Annotated in this window: 21 protein-coding genes; 8 read left to right on the top strand and 13 right to left on the bottom strand. The window is 70.9% G+C overall.

Features of this window, described 5'->3' with window-relative positions; genetic code table 11:
- Nucleotides 1–267: 267 nt before the first annotated feature.
- Together WG923_RS28050 and WG923_RS28045 are read right to left on the bottom strand one after the other, a co-directional pair.
- Complete coding sequence (locus WG923_RS28050) at nucleotides 268–831, bottom strand: c-type cytochrome (protein ID WP_340354331.1); 564 nt, start codon at nucleotides 829–831, stop codon at nucleotides 268–270.
- Nucleotides 821–2,053 (bottom strand): PQQ-dependent sugar dehydrogenase, encoded by a 1,233-nt coding sequence (locus WG923_RS28045; RefSeq protein ID WP_340354330.1) that lies wholly within the window; start codon nucleotides 2,051–2,053, stop codon nucleotides 821–823. The genes WG923_RS28050 and WG923_RS28045 overlap by 11 nt, the downstream gene beginning before the upstream one ends.
- A gap of 138 nt (nucleotides 2,054–2,191) precedes the next feature.
- On the opposite strand from WG923_RS28045, the gene WG923_RS28040 reads away from it, so the two are divergent.
- The 3 genes from WG923_RS28040 to WG923_RS28030 all read left to right on the top strand — a co-directional run bounded on the left by WG923_RS28040 (nucleotide 2,192) and on the right by WG923_RS28030 (nucleotide 5,401).
- Entirely contained in the window at nucleotides 2,192–2,932 is a 741-nt protein-coding gene (locus WG923_RS28040; RefSeq protein ID WP_340354329.1) for a glutathione S-transferase, read from the top strand.
- Nucleotides 2,929–3,762 carry an aldo/keto reductase gene (locus WG923_RS28035; RefSeq protein ID WP_340354328.1) on the top strand — a complete coding sequence of 278 codons (834 nt, stop codon included), beginning with the start codon at nucleotides 2,929–2,931 and terminating at the stop codon, nucleotides 3,760–3,762. The genes WG923_RS28040 and WG923_RS28035 overlap by 4 nt, the downstream gene beginning before the upstream one ends.
- 112 nt (nucleotides 3,763–3,874) lie before the next feature.
- Nucleotides 3,875–5,401 (top strand): phytoene desaturase family protein, encoded by a 1,527-nt coding sequence (locus tag WG923_RS28030; protein WP_340354327.1) that lies wholly within the window; start codon nucleotides 3,875–3,877, stop codon nucleotides 5,399–5,401.
- 12 nt (nucleotides 5,402–5,413) lie between these two features.
- On the opposite strand, the gene WG923_RS28025 is transcribed toward WG923_RS28030, so the two are convergent.
- The 4 genes from WG923_RS28025 to WG923_RS28010 all read right to left on the bottom strand — a co-directional run bounded on the left by WG923_RS28025 (nucleotide 5,414) and on the right by WG923_RS28010 (nucleotide 7,857).
- Nucleotides 5,414–5,863, bottom strand: coding sequence for a DUF2721 domain-containing protein (locus WG923_RS28025; protein ID WP_340354326.1), 450 nt, complete (start codon nucleotides 5,861–5,863; stop codon nucleotides 5,414–5,416).
- Nucleotides 5,864–5,896: 33 nt separating this feature from the next.
- Nucleotides 5,897–6,388: a nuclear transport factor 2 family protein gene (locus tag WG923_RS28020; protein WP_340354325.1), complete on the bottom strand. Its 492-nt coding sequence runs from the start codon at nucleotides 6,386–6,388 to the stop codon at nucleotides 5,897–5,899.
- A 129-nt stretch (nucleotides 6,389–6,517) separates the two neighbouring features.
- A complete protein-coding gene (locus WG923_RS28015; RefSeq protein WP_340354324.1) occupies nucleotides 6,518–6,886 on the bottom strand; it encodes a hypothetical protein in 369 nt (122 codons plus the stop codon).
- Nucleotides 6,887–6,954: 68 nt separating this feature from the next.
- The gene (locus WG923_RS28010) at nucleotides 6,955–7,857 is read right to left on the bottom strand and encodes a LysR family transcriptional regulator (protein ID WP_340354323.1); all 903 of its coding nucleotides are present in this window, start codon (nucleotides 7,855–7,857) and stop codon (nucleotides 6,955–6,957) included.
- Nucleotides 7,858–7,968: 111 nt separating this feature from the next.
- On the opposite strand from WG923_RS28010, the gene WG923_RS28005 reads away from it, so the two are divergent.
- Both WG923_RS28005 and WG923_RS28000 read left to right on the top strand, forming a co-directional pair.
- The gene (locus WG923_RS28005) at nucleotides 7,969–9,042 is read left to right on the top strand and encodes an isocitrate/isopropylmalate dehydrogenase family protein (protein WP_340354322.1); all 1,074 of its coding nucleotides are present in this window, start codon (nucleotides 7,969–7,971) and stop codon (nucleotides 9,040–9,042) included.
- A gap of 13 nt (nucleotides 9,043–9,055) precedes the next feature.
- The gene (locus WG923_RS28000) at nucleotides 9,056–10,039 is read left to right on the top strand and encodes a zinc-binding dehydrogenase (protein WP_340354321.1); all 984 of its coding nucleotides are present in this window, start codon (nucleotides 9,056–9,058) and stop codon (nucleotides 10,037–10,039) included.
- Between the two features lie 58 nt (nucleotides 10,040–10,097).
- Here WG923_RS28000 and WG923_RS27995 read toward each other — a convergent pair whose 3' ends face one another.
- A complete protein-coding gene (locus WG923_RS27995; protein ID WP_340354320.1) occupies nucleotides 10,098–10,247 on the bottom strand; it encodes a hypothetical protein in 150 nt (49 codons plus the stop codon).
- 190 nt (nucleotides 10,248–10,437) lie between these two features.
- Entirely contained in the window at nucleotides 10,438–10,614 is a 177-nt protein-coding gene (locus tag WG923_RS27990; protein WP_340354319.1) for a hypothetical protein, read from the bottom strand.
- 219 nt (nucleotides 10,615–10,833) lie between these two features.
- Here WG923_RS27990 and WG923_RS27985 point away from each other — a divergent pair, with 219 nt between their 5' ends.
- The 3 genes from WG923_RS27985 to WG923_RS27975 all read left to right on the top strand — a co-directional run bounded on the left by WG923_RS27985 (nucleotide 10,834) and on the right by WG923_RS27975 (nucleotide 12,479).
- On the top strand, nucleotides 10,834–11,415 hold the full coding sequence (locus WG923_RS27985; protein WP_340354318.1) for a CBS domain-containing protein: 582 nt from the start codon (nucleotides 10,834–10,836) through the stop codon (nucleotides 11,413–11,415).
- A gap of 214 nt (nucleotides 11,416–11,629) precedes the next feature.
- Nucleotides 11,630–11,818, top strand: coding sequence for a hypothetical protein (locus WG923_RS27980; protein ID WP_340354317.1), 189 nt, complete (start codon nucleotides 11,630–11,632; stop codon nucleotides 11,816–11,818).
- A 112-nt stretch (nucleotides 11,819–11,930) separates the two neighbouring features.
- The gene (locus WG923_RS27975; RefSeq protein ID WP_340354316.1) at nucleotides 11,931–12,479 is read left to right on the top strand and encodes a hypothetical protein; all 549 of its coding nucleotides are present in this window, start codon (nucleotides 11,931–11,933) and stop codon (nucleotides 12,477–12,479) included.
- Between the two features lie 6 nt (nucleotides 12,480–12,485).
- Here WG923_RS27975 and WG923_RS27970 read toward each other — a convergent pair whose 3' ends face one another.
- The 5 genes from WG923_RS27970 to WG923_RS27950 all read right to left on the bottom strand — a co-directional run bounded on the left by WG923_RS27970 (nucleotide 12,486) and on the right by WG923_RS27950 (nucleotide 15,878).
- Complete coding sequence (locus WG923_RS27970) at nucleotides 12,486–13,901, bottom strand: bifunctional enoyl-CoA hydratase/phosphate acetyltransferase (RefSeq protein WP_340354315.1); 1,416 nt, start codon at nucleotides 13,899–13,901, stop codon at nucleotides 12,486–12,488.
- Nucleotides 13,902–14,298: 397 nt separating this feature from the next.
- Entirely contained in the window at nucleotides 14,299–15,081 is a 783-nt protein-coding gene (locus WG923_RS27965; protein WP_340354314.1) for a VOC family protein, read from the bottom strand.
- 30 nt (nucleotides 15,082–15,111) lie between these two features.
- Nucleotides 15,112–15,318 carry a hypothetical protein gene (locus WG923_RS27960; RefSeq protein ID WP_340354313.1) on the bottom strand — a complete coding sequence of 69 codons (207 nt, stop codon included), beginning with the start codon at nucleotides 15,316–15,318 and terminating at the stop codon, nucleotides 15,112–15,114.
- 86 nt (nucleotides 15,319–15,404) lie between these two features.
- Entirely contained in the window at nucleotides 15,405–15,557 is a 153-nt protein-coding gene (locus WG923_RS27955) for a hypothetical protein (RefSeq protein WP_340354312.1), read from the bottom strand.
- 21 nt (nucleotides 15,558–15,578) lie between these two features.
- Nucleotides 15,579–15,878: a hypothetical protein gene (locus WG923_RS27950; protein ID WP_340354311.1), complete on the bottom strand. Its 300-nt coding sequence runs from the start codon at nucleotides 15,876–15,878 to the stop codon at nucleotides 15,579–15,581.
- Nucleotides 15,879–15,958 lie beyond the last annotated feature (80 nt).

The following is a 15,958-nucleotide window of genomic DNA, read 5'->3' as shown; positions in this document are numbered from 1 at the left end:
GCGGGACGACCGATTATTTCCACAGCCTGCGAAGCGGCTTTCGCCGCCGCGGTCCGGGTCGGGAGCAACGTTGCCCCCGCCCTGCTGGCTGCCGCGGTCCGGGTCGGGAGCAACCTAGCCCCGACCCGATGCCGCCGCGGTCCGGGTCGGAAGCAACCTTGCCCCCGACCCGATGCCGTCGCGGTCCGGGTCGGAAGCAACCTTGCCCCCGACCCGCTGCCGTCGCGGTCCGGATCGAAGGCAACGTCGCTCCGAACCGACCCCAGCCTATTCCAGCCCTGAGATGTACTCCGCCAGCAAGTCGACATCCGCCGGCTTCAGCCGCTGCGCCGCCGACGTCATGTTGCCGTCCATGTCGAAGCGGGTGCCCGCCATGAAGCCGCGCAGCTGCGTGCGCAGGTACTCCACCTGCTGGCCCGCCAGCCGCGGGATGTGCTGCTGCCCCTTGAGCGCGGCGCCGTGGCAGACGACGCAGTTGTAGTCCTCGGCCAGCTTGCGGCCGGCGGCGAGCACGTTCTCGGCGGGCTTCTTCGCCGGCGCGGCATGCTGCTGGCCGGCGAAGAACTTGCCCAGGGCGCTGATCTCCGGGTTGGTCAGCGGCGCAGCGATCGGCGACATCAGCGGATCGGTGCGCCGCTTTTCGCGGAACATGATCAGCTGCGTGGTGATGAACTGCGCCGGCTGGCCGGCCAGCGACGGCACCGCGGGATTGGCCGAATTGCCGTTCGGCCCGTGGCAGGCGAAACAGAGCTGGGGATCCACCTCGGCGTGCGCGGCACCCACCGCGAACACGCCGAGGACGACGGCGGCGAGCGCCGCCCTACTTCGCATAGCTGACGCGATAGAGCACCCCGTTGTAGTCGTCGGAGACCAGCAGCGAGCCATCGCGCAGCTGCAGCACGTCGACCGGGCGGCCCCACATCGGCGGGTCGGCCGTCGGGTTCTCGAGGAAGCCCTCGAGGAAGGGCACCATCTTCGCGCCGCCCTTGTTGTCCACCACCACGCGCGTGACGTTGTAGCCCTGCTTGCTGGTGCGGTTCCAGGAGCCGTGCAGCGCGACGAAGATGCTGTCGCGGTATTCGGCGGGGAACATCCTGCCGGTGTAGAACTTCATCCCCAGCGGCGCGACGTGGCCACCGAGCTTGGCGTAGGGCTTGTCGAATTCCGCGCAGGTGCGGCTGGCGCCGAATTCAGGATCGGCGAAGTCGCCCTGGTGGCAGAACGGATAGCCGAAGTTCATGCCCTTGCGCGAGACGCGGTGCAGCGTGTCGTTGGGCGTGTCGTCATCCACCCAGTCGCGCGCGTGGTTGGTGAACCAGAGCTCCTTGGTCTTCGGATGGAAGTCCATGCCCACCGAGTTGCGCACGCCGGACGCCACCGTCTCGAGCTTGCCGGTGTTCGGGTCGACGCGCATCACCGTGGCCTGCATGTAGTTGGGCATCACGATGTTGCCGGGCGCGCCGATGTTGAAGTACAGCTTGTTGTCCGGCCCCATCGCGAGGTACTTCCAGAAGTGGCCCGGCTGGTTGCTCGGATCGAGGTTGTCGATCACCACCTTGGCCTGCGGCGGGCTGTCGAGCTGGTCCTCGATGCCGTCGTAGCGCGTGATGCGATGGCGCTCGGCCACGTAGAGCGTGCCCTTGCTGAAGGCCAGGCCGTTGGGCGACTTCAGGCCGCTCAGCACCTTCTTCACCTCGCGCTTGCCGTTGCGGTCCGTCACGGCGTACACGTCCGTCAGGTTGCGGTTGCTCACGAAGACGGTGCCCTTGTCGCCCAGCGCGAGCGAACGCGCCTCGGGGATGCCCTCGGCCCAGACTTCCACCTTGAAGCCCGGCGGCACCTTCAGCTTGTTCACCGGCAGTTCGCTGGCCGGGCGGCCGGTGAGGATGGGCGCGATCGGGTGCAGCGGCGATTTCTCCTGCGCGGAGGAGCGGCCCTGCTGCCACGACGGCGGCGGCGGCTTGCCGTCCGAAGGCGCGGGTTGGGCCTGCAGGCTGCCGGCGGCCAGAAGGCCGAGCAGGGCCAGGAAAGCGAGGGGCTTGGATGGATGCATGGGGGGTCTTTCGCTTGGAATGGTTGGAGGGAAGAAAGACAGTGCGGGGCCACGGCGTTGTGCCATCCGGTGGCAGGCGCGTCAAGAGAACTCGCCCTGTACACGCCCCGGGTTACGGCTTGTTCCTATAGTGCCCCCATGGCCTACCAACTGCATTACTGGCCCGGCATCCCCGGACGCGGCGAATTCGTGCGCCTCGCCCTGGAGGCTGCCGGCGCGGACTACGTCGAAGTGTGCCGCGGCGATGCCGCGCAAGGGCTCGGCGTGCCCGCGATGCTGCACTACCTGGAGGACGCAGCGGTGCCGCGCCCGCCCTTCGCCTGCCCGTTCCTGGTCGACGGCAAGACCGTCGTCGGCCAGACCGCCGCGATCCTGCTGTACCTCGGCCCGCGGCTGGGGTTGGTGCCGCAGCGCGAGGCGGATCGCCTGTGGGCGCACCAGGTCCAGCTCACCATCGCGGACCTCGTGCAGGAGGTGCACGACCTGCACCATCCCATCGCCGGCAACCTCTACTACGAGGACCAGAAGGCGGAGGCGTTGCGGCGCTCGGAGGATTTCCGGCGCGAGCGGCTGCCGAAGTTCATGGCCTGGTTCGAGGCCGTGTTGCAGCGCAACGCGGGCAACGCCGCGCGCGAGGTGCCGCGCATGATCCGCGGGCGACTGGGCTACGTGGATCTCTCGGTGTTCCAGCTCGTGGAGGGCCTCCTCTACGCCTTGCCCAAGGCCACGCGCCGCGTGCTGAAGAAGGCGCCGCTGGTCGGCGCGCTGCATGCGGGCGTGCCGCGGCAGCGCCGGCTGGCAGCCTATCTCGCCAGCGAGCGCCGGCTGCCGTTCAACGAACAGGGGATCTTCCGCCACTACCCGGAACTCGACGCATGAAACGCATCCGCCTGCCCTGCGGCGAAGCGGTGCCGGCCCTGGGCCAGGGCACCTGGAACATCGGCGACGATCCGCGCCGGCGCGCGGAGGAAATCGCGACGATCCGCCGCGGCCTCGACCTGGGCCTCACGCTGATCGACACCGCGGAGATGTACGGCGACGGCCGCTCCGAGCGGCTGGTGGGCGAGGCGATCGCCGGCCGGCGCGACGAGGTGTTCCTGGTGAGCAAGGTCTATCCGCACAACGCCTCGGCGCGCGGGATGCGCAGGTCCTGCGAAGCGAGCCTGCGCCGCCTGCGCGTGGAGGTGCTCGATCTCTACCTGCTGCACTGGCCCGGCGACGTGCCGCTGGCCGAAACCGTCGAAGGCTTCGAGGCGCTGCGGCGCGAGGGCAGGATCCGGCACTGGGGCGTGAGCAACTTCGATCCGCAGTGGATGCAGGATCTGTCGGCCACGCCGGGCGGCGAGGCCGCGCAGGTGAACCAGGTCCTCTACAACCTGGGCTGCCGCGGCATCGAATGGGACCTGCTGCCCTGGCAGCGCGAACGCGGCCTGCCCGTGATGGCGTACTCGCCCTTCGACCAGGCGCGGCTGCTGCGCAGGCGCGAACTCTCCTCCTTCGCCGCGGCGCGCGGCATGACGCCCGGGCAGGCCGCCCTCGCCTGGCTGCTGGCGCAGGACGGCGTGATCGCGATCCCGAAGACCGGGCAGCGCGAGCGGCTGGAGGAAAACGCCGCCGCGCCGCAGCGGCCGCTCTCCGGCGCCGACCTGGAAGAACTCGATCGCCTCTTCGCGCCACCGGACGGACCCACGCCGCTGGCGATGCTCTGAGCCGCCGCGCCTCCCTCACCCGGAACTTGATGCTCCACAAGCCGGGCCCCCATCGCCTCGCCTAGTTTTGCAGGATTCGGCGCCCACCGGCGCGCCGCAGGGGAGAGGCAGCATGTGGGACGCGATCGTGATCGGATCGGGCATCGGCGGGCTCGCCGCTGCCGCCGCGCTGGCCCGCCGCGAGCAGCGGGTGCTGGTGCTGGAACAGCATGAGGTGGCCGGCGGCCTGACGCAGACCTTCCGCCGGCAGGACTGGACCTTCGCGACCGGCGTGCACTACCTGGGCGGGGTCGGCCCCGACCCCGGGCCGGAGGGCGAGTTCGGGCGCCTGCTCGCGTGGCTCACCGGCGGCGCGCTGCAGTTCGCGCCCTGCGCCAATCCCTACGACATCGTGCACCTGCCCGGGTGCGAGTTCGGCATCGCGCATCCGGAGGGCGCCTTCCGCGCCGCCCTGGAGGAGCGCTTCCCGCACGAGGCCGCCGCCATCGACGGCTGGTTCGCCGCCTGCGAGGCCGCGCGGCACGGCGCCTTCACCCTGTTCGCCCTGCGCGCGATGCCGCGCTGGCTGGCGGGCGGATTGCGGCTGTGGCGAGGGCGCGAGGTGGAACACTGGCTGCGCCGCACGCTGGCCGAGCAGCTGACGCACATCGGCGACCCCGCGCTGCGCGGCATCCTCGGCGCCCGCTGGGGCGACTACGGCGAGCCGCCGCAGCGCGCACCGTTCGCCGTGCACGCGCTCGTCACCGGCTCGTACAACGCCGGCGCCTACTACCCGGTCGGCGGCCCCGCGCGCTTCGCGCAGACGCTGGTGCCGGTGATCGAGGGGGAGGACGGCGAGGTGCGGCTGGGATGCGAGGTACGGCGCATCCTCACCGTCGACGGCCATGCCTGCGGCGTCGAATACGAAACGCACGGCGAGCGCCGGCTCGCGCAGGCCGAACACGTGATCTCGGACATCGGCGTGGTGAACACGCTGGCCTGCCTCGACGAGGACCTGGCGGCGCCGTGGCAGGCGGCGCTGCGCGAATTCGCGCCGGGACTGTCGTACGTGGGGCTCTACATCGGTTTCGAGGGCGACATCGCGCAGGCCGGCGCCAGCAGTGCCAACCACTGGATCTTCAGGAGCGCGGACATCGGCGCGCTGTGGGATGCGCCGGCCGACGAGGACGCGCCCTCCATGTTCGTCTCCTTCCCCTCGCTGAAGGATCCGGCGCACGCCGGCAAGCCCACGGCGGAGATCGTGGCACCGGTGGATGCCCGCGCGTTCGAGCGCTGGCTGGCGCAACCGGGCGCGCAGCGGCCTCAGGACTACCTGGCGTTCAAGGGCTGGATCGAGGACCGCCTGCTCGCGCAGTTCCTGCGGCACTTCCCCGGCCTGCAAGGGATGGTGCGCTTCCACGAACTGTCCACGCCGCTCACGCAGCAGCGCTACGTGCGCTCGCCGGACGGTGCGATGTACGGCCTGGAGGTCTCGGCCGAACGCATGCTCTCCCCGGCGCTGCACGTGCGCTCGCCGATCCCGGGGCTGCTGCTGGCGGGGCAGGACGTGGTCAGCCCCGGCGTGCAGGGGGCCTGCATGGGCGGGCTGCTGGCGGCGGCGTGGGCGGAGCCGTCGCTGTGGACGCGGCTGCACCACTGAGAACGCGCGCCGCTACGCGCGCGGCAAGCTGAAATTCAGCACCCGCGTGGCGAGCAGCGTCTCCGCCAGGAAGCACAGCAGCGCCAGCAGGAAGAACGCGATCCCGAGCAGGAAGCCCGCGACCGCCCAGGAGCTGACGTGCAGCGAAGCCGTCTCGCCGAGGAACAGCAGGATGATGGTGATGCCGATCAGCACGGCGCACGCGGTGAGCAGCGCGATGCAGCCGTTGGCCAGTCGCCCGCGCAGGCGCAGCCCGCGCAGTTCCTGCCCCACGCGGTCGACGAACGCCGCGTCGCTCGAGGCGAGCGCGCGCTGTTCGAGCTGCCGCCCGTAATCGATGATGCGGCCCAGCCGACCGGCGACGGCGCCGATCATTCCGGACACCGCGGTGAGCAGGAACACCGGCGCGACGGCGAGCTGGATGCCATGCGTGATGGCAGTGCTGTCGAAGGGCGAAACCATGCGCCGATTATGGCTTCGCGCCGCGCGGCGGCCTCAGAGCTTCAGCTCGCTCAAGCCCGGGTGCTGGTCCGGCCGCCGGCCGAGGGGCCAGTGGAACAGGCGCTCCGACTCCTGGATCGGCAGGTCGTTGATGCTGGCGAAGCGCCGGCGCATCAGCCCCTGTTCGTTGAATTCCCAGTTCTCGTTGCCGTAGCTGCGAAACCAGTGGCCCGAGTCGTCGTGCCATTCGTAGGCGAAGCGCACGGCGATGCGCTCGCCGGCGCAGGCCCACAGTTCCTTGATCAGCCGGTAGTCCAGCTCGCGCGCCCACTTGCGCTGCAGGAAGGCCCGCACCTGCTCGCGCCCCACCGGGAACTCGGCGCGGTTGCGCCATTGGGTGTCGGCCGTGTAGACCTGCACCACGCGGTCGGGGTCGCGGGTGTTCCAGGCGTCCTCCGCCATGCGCACCTTCTGCGCGGCGGTGGCGGGCGTGAAGGGGGGAACGGGCGGCCGGATCGCCTCCGGGCTCGCTTGCGGTATGGACATGGTGGTCTCCCGTGGTCGCCGCATCATCCGGATCCGGATCGTCCCTTGCAAGGACGGTGAAATGCGGCGGCCCCGGCCCCTTGCCCGTCGGCCCGGCCGCAGCCGGGTCAACGACCGCTCAACGGCCGATCAGCGTCGATAGGGGTTGAAAGGCGCGTGATCGAAGCGGTTCGGCACGCCGTCGCGGTCGGCGTCGCCCCAGGGCCCGTGGCGGTGGCGGCCGTGGCCGCGGCGATGCTCTTCGATGTAGACCGGCTGCGGCTGCACGTACACCGGCCGGGGCTGGACGTACACCCGATCCGGCTGCACATACACCGGCTCGGGCTGGACGTACACGGGTTGCGGCTGCACGTACACGGGGGCCGGCTGCACGTAGACACCGGGAACGCCGATCGACAGGAAGACGTCGGTCCTGGCGTGGGCCGCGGAGCCGGCAGCCAGGGCACCGATGGCGATCGCGGCGGCCAGGAGGGGCTTGGCGGAGAAGAAGCGGGTCATGAGGGGCTCCTCGGTTGGGATGGGAGCATCGTGCTGCCGGCTCCATGAACCGAAGCTGAACGGAAGCTTCATGTTGCGCGCACGCCGCGTTTGCCGGCCTTCGCCAGCAGGCCGGCAAAAGCCGCCGCCGCCGGCGACAGGCTGCGGGCGCGCCGCTGGACGATGCCGATCGTCCGGCCGATGGACGGCTTTTCCAGCCGCACCCCCACCACCGAGGCGGGCGCCGGCGGCAGCGTGAGCTGCGGCAGCACGGCCACCGCCAGCCCGATCTCCACCAGCCCGAGCAGGGTGGACACGTGCCGCACCTCGCACACCGGACGCGGCAGCGCCGGCAGTTTCGCCAGCGCCTGGTCGATCAGCAGGCGGTTGCGGCTGGCCTGCGACACGCGGGCATGCGGGTACTGCGCCAGCTCCGACCACGCCACCGACTTGCGCCGGGCCAGCGGATGCGTGGCCGGGCACGCCAGCACGTAGGGTTCCTTCAGCAGGGGCGTGAATTCCACGTCGGCGTCCTGCATGCCGATGTAGTTGAGCGCGAAGTCGCACTCGCCCTGCTTCACGCTGGCCAGCACCTCGTCGGCGCCCTCCTCGATGATGCGCACCATCACGCGGGGATGCTGCTCGCGGAACGTGCGGATCACCGGCGGCAGGAAATGGTGCACGGCGGAGAACACGCAACCGACGGTGACGTCGCCCTCCTCCAGCTGCACCGCATCCTGCAGGCCCTGCACGGCGCGGTCGACGTCGGAGACGGCTTCGCGCACCTGCGCCAGGAAGCGCCGGCCCAGCAGCGTGAGCTCCACGCTGCGCGTGGTGCGGTCGAACAGCCGCACCCCCAGCATCTCCTCCAGGTGCGAGATGCGCCGCGACAGGGCCGGCTGCGACAGGTGCAGCGCGTGCGCGGCCGCCGCGAAACTCTGCAATTCCCCGACGGTGACGAAGGCACGCAGGTCGCCCAGCGAGGGTTTCACGGGCGCGGCCCATTCTTGCAGGACATGCAATAAACCTTCCGAAACTTGCAATTTACAGCAGGGCTGCCGGCGGGGAAAGATGCCCGACTTCCATCTCGACGAACAGGTTTCATGACCACCCCCCTTCGCATCGGCATCCTGGACGGCGACGACATCGGCCACGAGATCGTCCCCGCCTCGGTGGAGATCGCGCGCGCCGCCGCCGAACTGCACGGCGTCGCCATCGCCTGGCAGCCGCTGCCCATCGGCGCGCGCGCGCTCGAGACCCACGGCCACACGCTGCCGCCCGGGACGATGGATGCGCTCGGGACGCTGGACGGCTGGATCCTCGGGCCGATCGGCCACCGTGCCTATCCCAAGGTGCCGAACGCGATCAATCCGCACCCGATCCTGCGCAAGGAGTTCAACCTGTTCGCCAACGTGCGGCCCACGCGCTCGTACCCGGACATCGGCTGCCTGCACGACAACGTGGACCTGGTGATCGTGCGCGAGAACAACGAGGGCTTCCAGCCGGATCGCAACATGGTCGCCGGCTGCGGCGAGTTCCGTCCCACCGACGAAGTGACGCTGTCCGTGCGCGTGATCACGCGCACCGGCAGCCGCCGCGTGGCGCGCGCCGCCTTCGAGCTGGCGCGCCAGCGGCGCAGGCACCTCACCTACGTGCACAAGGACACGGTGTTCAAGCTCGGTTGCGGCATGTTCGTGGAGGAGTGCCGCAAGCTGGCCGCCGACTACCCGGACGTGCGCGTGGACGACGTGATCGTCGACACGTTCGCGATGCGCCTCGTGCGCGATCCCCAGAGCTTCGACGTGGTGGTCACCACCAACATGTTCGGGGACATCCTGTCGGACGAGGCGGCGGGGCTGGTGGGCGGCCTGGGCATGGCGCCCGGCCTGTGCATCGGCGACGGCGACGTCGCGATGGCGCAGGCCACCCACGGCTCGGCACCGGACATCGCCGGCCGCGGCATCGCCAATCCCTACGCGATGATCGAATCGACGCGGATGCTGTTCGAGTGGCTCGGGCACAGCCGCGGCAACGCGGCCGCGGTGCGCATGGCGCAGGCCATGTCCGCGGCCACCACCGCTGCCGTGGGCGACGCGCAGGCGCGCACCGGCGACATCCGCGGCCGGGGCAATACCGCCAGCTTCACGCAGGCCGTCCTGCGCGGGCTGCGCAAGTAGCAAGGAGACGACCATGCAATCCTGGTGGATGCAACTGGACGCGCAGGGCGCCCGGCTCGAACAGCGCGACGTGGCAGTGCCGCAGCCGGGCCCGCGGCAGTTGCTGGTGCACGTGCGGGCGGCCTCGCTCAATCGCGGCGAGTTCGTCTCCGGCCACGGGCTGCATGGCGCGCCCGGCAGCTGGAAGGCGATCGGCGGCGAATGCGCCGGCGAGGTCGCCGCCGTCGGCAGCGAGCCAGACGCCTTCCGCGTCGGCGACCGCGTGATGGGCCGCTGCGCCGGCGCCTTCGCGGAGTACGCGCTGCTCGACGTGGCGGAGGCGATGGCGGTGCCGGCGACGCTCTCGTGGCAGGAAGCCGCGAGCATCCCCCTGACCTGGCTGGTGTCCTTCGACATGCTGGTGCTGCAGGGCGGCCTGAAGGCCGGCGACTGGCTGCTGGTCAACGGCGTGTCTTCCGGCGTGGGCGTCGCTTCGTTGCAGATGGGGCTCGCACTGGGCGCCCAGGTGATCGGCACCTCGACCTCCGAAGCCAAGCTGGAGCGCCTGAAGCCGCTGGGGCTGGTGCACGGCCTGTGCACGCGCGCGGCGGACTTCGCACCGCGCGTGCTGGAACTCACAGGCGGGCACGGCGCCGACCTGGTGGTGAACGCTGTCGGGGGATCGGTGTTCGCCGAGGACATCCGCTGCATGGCCTTCGAGGGCCGGCTGGCGACGGTGGGCTACGTCGACGGCGTGCTGCATGCGGACCTGGACCTTCAAGCGCTGCATGCGAAACGCCTGAAGCTGTTCGGCGTTTCGAACAAGCTGCGCAGCAAGGAGCAGAAGGCCGCGGCGGTCCCGCGCTTCGTCGCCGAGATCCTGCCCCGCTTCGCCTCCGGGGCGCTGCGGCCGCTGGTCGACGAGGTGGTGGACTTCACGCGCCTGCCGCAGGCGAAGGCCCGCATGGAATCCGGCGGCCACGTGGGCAAGATCGTGCTGGAGGTCGCCGTCCGCTGAACCGCGCATCCCCCATGCGCCGCGACCGCGCCGGCGCGGCGCGCGGCTGAAACAGCGGTCAGGCGTGCTGCGCGGCCACGCCGTCCAGCAGGGCCTGCACGACGCTCGCGCGCTCCGGCGGGCCCGCGTCGTCTTCGTCGTCGCACGCCATCGCGGCCGTGCTCAAGGCAATGGCAGCCAGGGCGACCAGCAGTCGGATGTGGTTCATGGTGCTTGCTCCTCGGTCGGGTTGCGGTCGCAGGCCTGCGCGGGCAGCACGATCGCGGTGCACGGGCCTCTCGATCGGACGTGCATGCAGATCGTGTGCCACCTCTCGGCAGCGGCACGGCGGAGGGTGCCCGGCGGAGCAACCGGCAGGCAAGGACCCCGGGAGCGGGGAATTCCCCAGCCCCGGGGGCTCACTCCGGGTCGGACTGGTGCGGTTCGTTGGGATCGGATTCGAGCTGCTTGCGGCCCTCGCGGGCCAGCCGTGCCGTCTCCTCCAGCACCTTGTCGTCGGAGGCGCGGGGGATCGGCTCGTCCTCGTGCAGGGTCTTGCCGTCCTGCAGGGGAGTGCGCTTCGTATCGTTGGGCATGGTGGCTCCTTTGGGTCCGGAAGCGGAATTCTTGGGCCACCCCGCGCAGCGCGAGAGAGGACTCCGCAGACGGGCGGCGTAGGCTGCGGACTACCCTGCAGGATCATCGGGGCCATCTTCCGCGGCCCCGCCGCCCACGTCAAAGGCGGGGTCATTCGGTCAGGCTCCGGTCAGGGGCCCGCAGGCATCGTGCATGCTGCGAACAACAAGGAGCCGTCCATGAACTACGCCGCACTGCCTGTCCTGCCGAAGATCGGAACGACCCGCGTGTGCCGCCCCGAGCAGGGGCAGCCCGGCGTGGCGCTGGACTCGCCGGCGATGCTCGTGATGACGGACCTCAAGCGCGTCGCGGCGGCGGTGATCTCGCCGCAGGACACGATGGACCGCGCCCATGCCTTCATGATGCAGCGGGGCGTGCGCATGCTGCTGGCGCTCGACGACCGGCAGAACCTCGCGGGCATCGTCACCACCAACGACATCCTCGGCGAGAAGCCGGTGGCGGTGGTGCAGGAACGGCGCATCCGCCACGACGAGATCCTCGTCGCCGACGTGATGACGCCGGCGGAGCGGCTCGATGCCTTCGACATGCACGCGGTGCAGTCCGCGCAGGTGGGCCAGGTGGTGGCGAGCCTGCAGCAGGCGCGGCGCCATCACGCGATCGTGGTGCAGACGAGCGCCGACGGCACGCGCGAGGTGCGCGGCATCTTCTCGCTGTCGCAGATCGCCCGCCAGCTCGGGATGGCGCTGCAGCTGCCGGCCGAGGCGAAGTCCTTCGCGGAGATCGAAGCCGCGCTCGCTTAGGCCTTTCGTTTGAGCAACGTCATCCGGCCTGAGGCGGCGGCGTCAAAGCCGTCCTGCGTCGGCACCTTGGTGCCATTCATCCGGCACCACAGCCCGTATTACATCTGGACAGGCGCGGACACACTTTGAATCGTTCGCTCCCCTGGAGACCTTCATGTACACGGCATCCCCTGATCCCGCCGCACCGTCCCCGCCACGGGGAAGGCTGACGCTGATGGACTGGATCAACGCGCACCGCGCCGTCCTCGAGGAGGAGGAAAGGCTCAATGCGCTCGCCACGCGCCACCGCAAGCAGCAGGACGGCCCCGAGGCGCTGGAGCGCCAGCGCATGCGCGTGCAGGTGGCCCAGGACGCCGCCGACGCGATCTACGACGTGGTGATGCAGGACCTGCGCGCCTCGTAGCCTGCGCATGCCACCGCGGCCTTAGACTCGCCGCATGCGCGCGCCCGGCACCCGCCTGTTGCCCCCACGACACCTTGCCCCGGCCCTCCTCCTCGCCTGCGCGGCAGGCCTGATGCACGCCGCGAGCTTCCCCCTGGAGCTGCCCGCCCACGTCGTGACGGTGGAAGTCTCCGACGAACTCGAGGCGGCCCCCATCCCCGGCACCTCCAACCTCACCGCCTTCCTCGCCTTCCCCTCGGGCCAGCCGCTGGCCGCATCCTCGTGGCTCTCGCAACCGGACAGCGTGCGACTCGTGCTGCGTCCGCTGGCGCCGGGCATGCCCACCCGCGTGGAGGCCTTGCTCGAGAGGGCGCTGCCCACGCACTCGGATCACGCGGGCGGCCGCCCGTGGTTCGTCCGCCGCACGGACGACGGGATCGCGGTGTACATGCAGGTCACGCAGGAAACCTGGACCTTCCAGGGCCATGACGGCGCGCGCGTGGGCGTCAACGTGCCCACCGGCCCGATCCAGCACACCCACCTGGCATCGCGCCGCTACGGCGACAGCCTCGAGGTGGTCTACCAGTACGGCCGCGAGCACACGGACCTGCGCGCGATGGATGCCTTCGTGCTCGCGCAGCTGCGCAAGCACGTGCGTTCGGTGGCGCGCAACGCGCGCTAGCTAGCGCTAGGAAGCCGCGCCGAGCCGCTTGCCGCTGGCCGCGTGCGCGACCACGCCGGCGAGCGCCGCCGAGGCCACGCGCGTCATGGGCGGGTCCGAGCGGCTGGCCAGCGCGATGGGCACGCGCGCGCCGAGCACCACGCCGCAGCCGGCCGCGCCCGCCAGGTATTCGAGCTGCTTGGCCAGCATGCTGCCGGACTCGACGTCGGGCACCACCAGGATGTCCGCCTGCCCCGCCACGGGGGAACGGATGCCCTTCATCTCCGCCGCGCTGGGCGAGATGGCGTTGTCGAACGCCAGCGGTCCATCGAGGATGCCGCCGACGATCTGGCCGCGCTCGGCCATCTTGCACAGGGCCGCGGCTTCCAGCGTGGAGGGCATGCGTGCCGTCACGTTCTCCACCGCCGACAGCAGCGCGACGCGCGGCGTGGACACGCCCAGCAGCTGCGCGAGCTCGATCGCGTTGCGCACGATGTCCGCCTTCTCGTCGAGGCTCGGCCGGATGTTGATCGAGGCGTCCGTCACGAACAGCGTCTTGCCGTAGGCCGGCACCTCGAAGCGGAACACGTGCGACATGCGGCGGCCGGTGCGCAGCGAAGGCTCGCAGATCACCGCCTCCATCAGTTCCGCCGTGTGCAGGCTGCCCTTGAACAGCATCTCCACGTCGCCGGCGGCGGCCATCCCCGCCGCGGCGGCCGCGGCCGCGTGGCTGTAGGGCACGTCCACGCAGGCCACCGCATCGAGCGAGAGCCCGCAGGCCTCGGCCACCTTCTGCATGCGCGCCAAGGGGCCCACCAGCACCGGCTGGATCAGCCCGCGCGCGGCCGCCTCCATCGCGCCGGCGAGCGAGGCCTCGTCGCAGGGGTGCACCACGGCGCAGCGCACCGGCGCGGCCGCGGTCTGCGAGGCCAGCCAGTTCTCCAGCCGCGTGCGCGGATCGAACAGGTACATCTCCGGCATGGCCACGCGCGGGCGCGCCACCTTCTGCTTCGGCGCGCGCACCAGCGCCTCGCCGCTCACCACCAGCTCGCCGCGCTGGTTGCTCACCTCGCAGCCCAGGCGCACGTTGCCGTTGCTCGCGTCCTTGGTGAGCACCGTCACCTGCACCTGCAGCGCGTCGCCGATGTGCACCGGACGCTGGAAGCGCAGCGACTGCTCCAGGTAGATCGTGCCGGGCCCGGGAAACTCGGTGCCCAGCAGGCTCGAGATCAGCGCGCCGGCGAACATGCCGTGCGCGATGACTTCATGGAAGCGCGTGCCCTGCGCGTACTCCGCGTCCACGTGCGCCGGGTTCACGTCGCCCGACACGAGCGCGAAGGCCTTGATGTCCTCGTCGCTGATGATGCGGTGCAGCCGGGCCTGCTGGCCCACTGCCAGTTCGTCGAAGGTGATGTTCTCGACGAGGTGTTCGTTGGTTCCCATCCGCTTTCCCGTGCCGTGTTTCGTTTCCACTATAGGGACACGGGGCTGTCGTTGCCCGCACGACGCGGCGCGCGGGGCGCGGGCCTTTGACGCAGCGCAAGCCCCGCGCGCGGAGCGTCTCGGTCTCGCATCACTCGCGCCTGATCTGCGCGCTTGGGAGCTGTGTCCGGTGGACGTCGCGCCGCTCGGGCCGGACCAGCCCGTGGCTGTCCGACTCGGCGACATCAAGGAGGAGGCGCGGGCGCGGCGCCAAGCCGGGGCACGGTTCTCATCCGCGCCGGGGGACAGTTGCCGAGGCGGACGGTCACGTCCTGGTCCGGGTCGAAGGCAACCGGCAACCGAGGTAGATCGGCCGCCATGCATGCATGGCCCCCCCCCGGAATCGGTGGTGAACCCTTTATGTGAACACGATCTCCGCGGCGTACGGCGCGGGCAACGGAACGGACACGCGGCCCTCTCCCGCCGCGTGGGGCAGCCCGCTCGCCGCCAGCACACGGCGCACCGCATCGAGGTCGTGCGTGCGCAGCGTGATCGAGGCGCGCTCGCCGGCGGCGGCGATGCGCAGCCGGGTGCCCGCGGCGTCGTACACGGTGCCCTCTTGCGCTGGATCGAGATCGAGCACCGTCCGCAGCGCGGCATGCAGGCCCGGCGCGTCGCGCGTGTGCAGGCCCATGTCGCTGGCCGCGAGCGCGCCATTGGCGTGCCGCTGCCACGCGGGGTGCCACACGAGCTGCGGCGTGTGGTGGCGGCAGAGGAACACGCGCACATCCGGCACGGGGTGGCGCAGCTCGGTGGTGGTGAATGCGGCCAGGCCCTGCACACCGGGCATCGCGACCGGCCGTTCGAGGCGACGCGAGGGCATGAAGGCTTCACTGCCGGAATGGCCCGCGCGATCCTCGCGGTCGGCAAGCGCGATGCCGGACAGCCCCAACGGCAGCGACTGCAGTTCCGGACGCACCGTCGCCGGCGTGCCGGGTTCGAACCCGATCAGCTCGAGGTATTGCCGCTCCAGGATGGCCAGCCGGTTGACCGAGCCGCTGCTGTGGCGCCCGAGCGGCGTGAGGGTGAACCCCGCGCGCTCGAAGATGGACGCGAGCGCGTCGAGCGCCTGGCCGGCGTAGAAGATGACGTGGTCCAGCGGCACGTCGCTGTGGACCACGGGGGATGCACTCGTCGCCATGGCGCGAATGTACCCGCGTCAAGCGCGCGCCTAGAGCCGCGGCAGGCTGCTCCGGCACGAGGCCACGTAGCGGCACAGGCGCCCGTAGCGGCGCCAGGCGATGTTCTGCAGCTGCAGGGAGATCAGCCGCCGCACCCTCGGGTCCAGGCACGGGCTTTTTCCGGCCGCGTACTCCTCGAGCGCCTGTTCGGCCGTTCTCCAGGCCTCCAGCAGATGGTCGAAGCGTTCGTCCCGCATGCCTGCATCATGGCGGCAGGCCGGCGCCCGCTTCGCTGACGAGAGTCAAGATTGCTGCGCGCCGCGCGCCGCCGGGCACCGCGCCTTCAGTCTTTCGGCCGAATGGCACGCTGGCGCCGCAGTGCGCGCGCGTGCGCGACGCGGCGCGACCATGCATCCAGTGCGCCTTGCACGCGCCGCGGCAGGAGGCGGATCGCCTGCGTTGTCAGCCTGACGAGGAAGGTGTGGATGGCGGCCATCGGGGATCGCCGGCGAATGCTTCAGCCGCCGCGGGCGTCGTCGCGTTGCTGCAGGGCGACCAGGTCGGCCATCAGGCGCGGGTCGCCCTGTGCCATCGCCCAGAGCTTGCGGTCTTGCTCGCGCTGGTGCCGCGCTTCGGCCCAGGCGACGAAGGTGGACTCCATGTGGTTGACGGCGGCGACGATGACGGAGCCGAAGACGGACAGCACCGACAGCAGCGCACCGACGGCGGTGACGCGGCCGATCGGCCTGCGGGTCCGCGGCAGGCGGGCGACGCCTTGCGGCGTGAGGGAAGGGTGGAAGGGAACGACGCGTGCCATGGTATGGCCTCCTTTGTCTTGCATCGCTGCCGGACGGGGTGGTGCCCGCAGCTTGCGTTTGTCAATCGAGCCGGCGATCG

Origin of the sequence: Ramlibacter sp. AN1133 (genome assembly GCF_037890035.1) — a bacterium.
Taxonomy (GTDB): domain Bacteria; phylum Pseudomonadota; class Gammaproteobacteria; order Burkholderiales; family Burkholderiaceae_C; genus Ramlibacter.
The sequence above is the reverse complement of the archived record's forward strand: the minus strand, read 5'-3'. Positions and strand labels throughout refer to the sequence as shown.